The sequence below is a fragment of the Burkholderia sp. Ac-20365 genome (assembly GCF_017104715.1).
GTDB lineage: Bacteria > Pseudomonadota > Gammaproteobacteria > Burkholderiales > Burkholderiaceae > Paraburkholderia.
The window spans coordinates 1-5238 of record NZ_JAAGPI010000088.1 but is presented as its reverse complement, the minus strand read 5'-3'; the positions used below and the strand labels follow the sequence as shown (position 1 = coordinate 5238).

The following is a 5238-nucleotide window of genomic DNA, read 5'->3' as shown; positions in this document are numbered from 1 at the left end:
CGCGATGCACGCGGCCCGCGCGCACGTCGTCGCGTTTTCCGCGCGGCGGGCGCCGGCGCCGCGCGATGCACCGAAACGACGTCATCCACCGAAACCTCTAGCGAACAGGACTGAAGCCCATGACGATCCGCGCGCTGCACGTCGCAAGCGAGCTGTATCCCCTTCTGAAAACGGGCGGTCTGGCCGACGTCGTCGGCGCGTTGCCGCCCGCGCTGATCGAACTGGGCGCCGACGTGCGCGTGCTGCTGCCGGGCTTTCCCGCCGTGGCGTCCGGTCTCGCGGATGTGCAGCCCGTCGCGCGGATCGGCGAGCGTTTCGGCGCGTCGAACGTCACGCTGGAGCGCGGCACGCTGCCCACGAATGGGCTCGTCGTCTATCTGATTCGCGCGGACACGCTGTACGACCGCCCCGGCAATCCGTATCTCGACGCGGAACACGTGCCGTACGGCGACAACGCGCAGCGCTTCGCGATGCTCGGCTGGGTCGCGGCGCAGCTCGCGCAGCATCTCGACCCCGCGTGGGCGCCGCAGATCGTCCACGCGCACGACTGGCATGCGGGGCTCGCGCCCGCCTATCTGAAAGCCGCCGCGCGCGAACACGGCAAAGCACCCGCGCGCACGATCTTCACGGTTCACAACCTCGCGTATCAGGGCGTTTTCCCGGCGCATCAGTTCGGCCAGCTCGGCCTGCCCTCCGACTTTTTCCACATGAGCGGCGTCGAGTTCTACGGCCAGATGTCGTTCCTGAAAGCGGGCCTCTTCTACAGCGACCGCATCACGACCGTCAGCCCGACCTATGCGCGCGAGATCCAGACACTCGCGCAAGGCGGCGGGCTGGACGGCCTGCTGAGCCAGCGCTGGCACGATCTGTCGGGGATTCTGAACGGCGTCGACTATACGGTCTGGCAGCCTTCCATCGACCAGCAGATCGCCGCGCGTTACACCGATACGCGCCTCGCGGGCAAACGCGCATGCAAGACAGCGCTGCAGGAGCGCTTCCATCTCGCGCAGAAAGGCGATGCGCTGCTGTTCGGCGTGGTCAGCCGTCTGACCGAGCAGAAAGGCCTCGATCTGCTGCTCGCGGCGCTGCCCGACATCATCAAGCGCGGCGGGCAACTGGTCGTGTTCGGCACGGGCGACCCCGCGCTCGAAAACGGCTTGCAGCGCGTCGCGCAGGCACATCCCGAGAGCGTGGCCGTCGAACTCGGCTTCGACGAGACGCTCGCGCACCAGATCGTCGCGGGCAGCGACGTGATCGCGGTGCCGTCGCGCTTCGAACCGTGCGGCCTGACGCAGCTCTATGCGCTCGCGTACGGGTCGCTGCCGCTCGTGCATCGCGTAGGCGGGCTGGCCGACACCGTGGTCGATGCATCGCTGGAAAACATCGCCGACGATCTGGCGACGGGTTTCGTGTTCGAGCGTTTCGAGCCGGAAGCGCTCACGGCCGCGATCCGCCGCGCGTTCGCGCTGTATGCGCGGCGCACCGACTGGAAAGCCGCACAGCGGCGCGCGATGCGCCAGGACTTCGGCTGGGGCACGTCGGCGGAACGCTATCTCGCGCTGTACCGCGAACTGGTCTGAGCACGGGCGTACGCGCATTGATACTGCGCAAGCGGGCGCAAGATCGGCGCGTACATTGATGGTTCGGCGCAACACGACGGGGTCTGATCGATTCCGTCGTGCAAAAAGTCATGTATCTTGTGATGAACAATGCGTGATGCGCCCGCCGGGCGCGCGTTTCGTGCGTTTTGTCCGTGGCGCGCGTCGCGCCAAAGCGGTGCATCGCGTACCGCGCATCCGTGTCGCAGTCTTTCTTCTGGCGCCCTTCCCGCGCCACACCGGTTCGATATGAAAAACGTACTGAGCATCCAGTCGCACGTCGTATTCGGGCACGCGGGCAATAGCGCTTCTGTGTTCCCGATGCGCCGGCTCGGCGTCAACGTGTGGGCGCTCAACACGGTGCAGTTCTCGAACCATACGCAGTACGGCCACTGGGAAGGCAGCGCAATCGATGCATCGCAGATGCTCGCGCTCGTCGAAGGGATCGGCGCGATCGGCATGCTGCCGCGCTGCGATGCCGTGCTGTCGGGTTATCTCGGCACGCCCGAGCAGGCGCAGTCGGTAATCGAGATCGTGCGCGCGGTCAAAGCGGCGAACCCGCATGCGCGCTACTTCTGCGATCCCGTGATGGGCACGACGACGGGATGCCGCGTCGAGCCCGGCATTCAGGAATTTCTCGTCCGGACGATGCCCGAAGTGTCCGATGTGATGTGTCCGAACCATAGCGAATTGCAACGGCTCGCGGGACGCGAGATCGAGACCGTCGAGGAAGCCGTCGCCGCGTGTCGCGAGGTGATGAAGCGCGGCCCGAAGATCATGCTCGTCAAGCATCTGCTCGATCGCAACAGCCTCGCGGACCGCTTCAACATGCTCGTCGTGACGGAGCGCGAAGCGTGGATGGGACAGCGGCCGCTCTATCCGTTCGCACGGCAGCCGGTGGGTGTCGGCGATCTGACGAGTGCCGTGTTCGTCGCGCGTACGTTGCTCGGCGATTCCGTGCGCAGCGCGTTCGAGCATACGATGGCCGCCGTGAATGCCGTCGTGCGCGCGACGTACGATGCGGGGCGCTATGAGCTGGAGATCATCGCCGCGCAGGACGATATCGCGCGGCCGCGCGACTGGTTCGATGCGTGGGTGGTGGAGTCGGCGTAGGGTATTCGATGCATCACACAGGCTGCTGTCAGCCCAACGTCCTATAATGCGTGCCGCGCGAGACTGCGCGGCATTTTTATTGGCACAGATTGACTGGCAAGAGAGGCACAGATGGACGGCACGATCCGCAGCGAACGTGAAGAGCAGTTTGAAGAGTTGTGCATCAGCGTGGACGCTGACGAGGCGCACGAGCAGGAAGCGATCGAATTCTTCGAAGCGCAGTTCGGCGAAGCCGACTTCGACGCCGCGCAATGGCTCGATATTGCGCTGTACTATTCGCCCGCCGTCGCGCGCGGCATCATCGACATGGTCACGCCCGACGACAAGGCGCGCAGCAATATCGCTGAAGTGATCGGCGATAACCTTGACATCTCGTACGGCGAAGACGAGTGCCAGCAATTCGCGGAGACGATTCAGTTCGCGCTCGCGAACGGTGTCCCCGTCGATCTCGACGTGGTGCTCGACGGTTGCCACCGCGCGATCGACGACCTCGATACGTGGGCCGAAGACGAAGTCAAAGAGCCGCTGTTGCGCCTGCGTGAAGAACTGCTGCGCATGCAGGGCGAACAGTAAGCACATCGCACTGAAACAGATACGCGCGGCGTCGTCGATAACGGACGCTGCGCGATCTGGCCGGGCCCGATCGGGCGGCACGGCGAACACATCACGCTCCCCTCCTTCACGCGTCCCTTGCGCGACATCCTCCTCATCTTCGCAGCCAACGCTTAAGAACGGCGCAGCAACGCTGTGCTGAAATGCGCATCCAACATGCCGCGAACTGCCAAGACGCACGCATATTGGCTTTCTATATTCGCGCCACGGATCGGCTGCAGCACGCGGGTTGCGCGAGATTTCCGGTCCGTCGGCAGGTGACGCGCGGGCATGTTGGCTTTGGTGTTTTCCAGCATTGCCGGATGCACGGCATCGTCCGTAATCTCGTGCGTGTTTTTTGTCGTGCACTGTTTGCATTCGCAACGAAGGAGACCTGTCGACACACTGCATCGCGCAATCCGACCGGCCGCGCCGCGCTTTCACAAGACGCCCGGCGCGCTGCAAGCCGGCTGTTTTTCCCATCCCTGTCTGCCGATGTAAGGAGAAACCATGAGCTTTTGCAAGACGCTGAATCCGTTTGCCGTGATGTTGGGCGCCGCGCTGTCCATCGCGCCGCTCGCCAGTTTCGCCGCCGACGAAGTGCCGGTGAAAATCGGCTTTGCCGCGCCGATGACGGGCGCCAACGCGGGCTACGGGAAGGACCTGCAGAACGGCGTGAAGCTTGCCCTCGAGGAAGCCAACGCGCAGAAGATCAAGATTGGCGACAAGGTCGCGCGCTTCGAACTCGTGTCCGAAGACGACCAGGCCGACCCGCGCATCGGCGTGCAGGCCGCGCAGAAACTGGTGGACCAGAACGTGTCGGGCATCGTCGGCCACTTCAATTCGGGCACGACGATTCCCGCCTCACAGATCTACGAGCAGGCGGGCATTCCGATGATCGACCCGGCCGCGACGAACCCGACCATCACCAACCGCGGCTTCGCGAACACCTTCATGGTGATCTCCACCGACGCGCAAAACGCCGGCAACGCGGGCACATATGCCGTGAAGGTGACGAAGGCCAAGCGCATCGCGATCATCGACGACCGCACGGCATTCGGCCAGGGCGAAGCGGACGAGTTCGAGAAGGCGGTGAAGGCAGCGGGCGGCAACATCGTCGCGCGCGAATTCACGAGCAACACGGCCGTCGACTTCAGCACGCAGCTGACGAAGATCAAGTCGACCAATGCCGATCTGATCTTCTTCGGTGGGCTGGATACGCAGGCAGCCGCGATCGCGAAGAAGATGAAGCAGCTTGGCATGACGGCGCAGTTGCTGGGTGGTGGCGGCGTCGAGGATCCCGAGTTCATCAAGCTTGCCGGCGATGCAGCCGAAGGCGCGATGGCATGGGAATATGGCCGACCGCTCGCGCAACTGCCGGGTGGCAAGGACTTCTCGGACAAGTTCAAGAAGCGCTTTGGGGACGACATCCTGTCGTATGCGCCGTTCGGGTATGACGCTGCGTGGGCCGTGATCAAGGCGATGGAGACGGCCAAGTCAACGGACCCGAAGACGTATCGCCCTGCTCTCAAGACGATCAGTTTTGAAGGCGTGACGGGGACGATTTCGTTCGATAGCACCGGGGCGTTGAAGAGCGCGGCTTCGACGCTGTATCAGGTCAAGAATGGGGTTTGGGTGCCTGTTGTTACCAAGAGCGGGGTTTGACGGGTTTTTTTGCTGGCGGGCGCCATGAGGGTTTTTTGTTTGTGGCGTTTCGCTGGCGTCTGTGGTTTGTTTGTTGTCTTGCGACCGTTGGTGTGGTTTGCTTTTGCTTTTGCTGGCATCCGCGTTTTGTTATCGGTTCTTCACGCGTCGCCCCTGTGCGGGGCGGCACTTACTTTCTTTGCCGCCGCAAAGAAAGTAAGCAAAGAAAGCGGGCTAACACCGCCCGCTCTTGACCTCCGCCTGAGGGCCCCCAACGGGTCCTCCACTTCAC

At 63.6% G+C, this 5238-nt stretch carries 5 protein-coding genes; 4 read left to right on the top strand and 1 reads right to left on the bottom strand.

The annotated features are described in order from the left end of the window. The first annotated feature begins 119 nt into the window (after positions 1–119). The 3 genes from glgA to G3O01_RS44645 all read left to right on the top strand — a co-directional run bounded on the left by glgA (position 120) and on the right by G3O01_RS44645 (position 3284). A complete protein-coding gene (gene glgA, locus G3O01_RS44655; RefSeq protein WP_205813886.1) occupies positions 120–1580 on the top strand; it encodes a glycogen synthase GlgA in 1461 nt (486 codons plus the stop codon). A gap of 267 nt (positions 1581–1847) precedes the next feature. After that, positions 1848–2711, top strand: coding sequence for a pyridoxal kinase PdxY (gene pdxY / locus G3O01_RS44650; protein ID WP_205813885.1), 864 nt, complete (start codon positions 1848–1850; stop codon positions 2709–2711). A 111-nt stretch (positions 2712–2822) separates the two neighbouring features. After that, complete coding sequence (locus tag G3O01_RS44645) at positions 2823–3284, top strand: hypothetical protein (RefSeq protein ID WP_205813884.1); 462 nt, start codon at positions 2823–2825, stop codon at positions 3282–3284. Between the two features lie 152 nt (positions 3285–3436). On the opposite strand, the gene G3O01_RS44640 is transcribed toward G3O01_RS44645, so the two are convergent. Next, positions 3437–3619 (bottom strand): hypothetical protein, encoded by a 183-nt coding sequence (locus tag G3O01_RS44640; RefSeq protein WP_205813883.1) that lies wholly within the window; start codon positions 3617–3619, stop codon positions 3437–3439. A gap of 193 nt (positions 3620–3812) precedes the next feature. Here G3O01_RS44640 and G3O01_RS44635 point away from each other — a divergent pair, with 193 nt between their 5' ends. After that, positions 3813–4967, top strand: a complete 1155-nt coding sequence (locus G3O01_RS44635) for a branched-chain amino acid ABC transporter substrate-binding protein (protein ID WP_205813882.1) — start codon at positions 3813–3815, stop codon at positions 4965–4967. Positions 4968–5238: the final 271 nt, after the last annotated feature.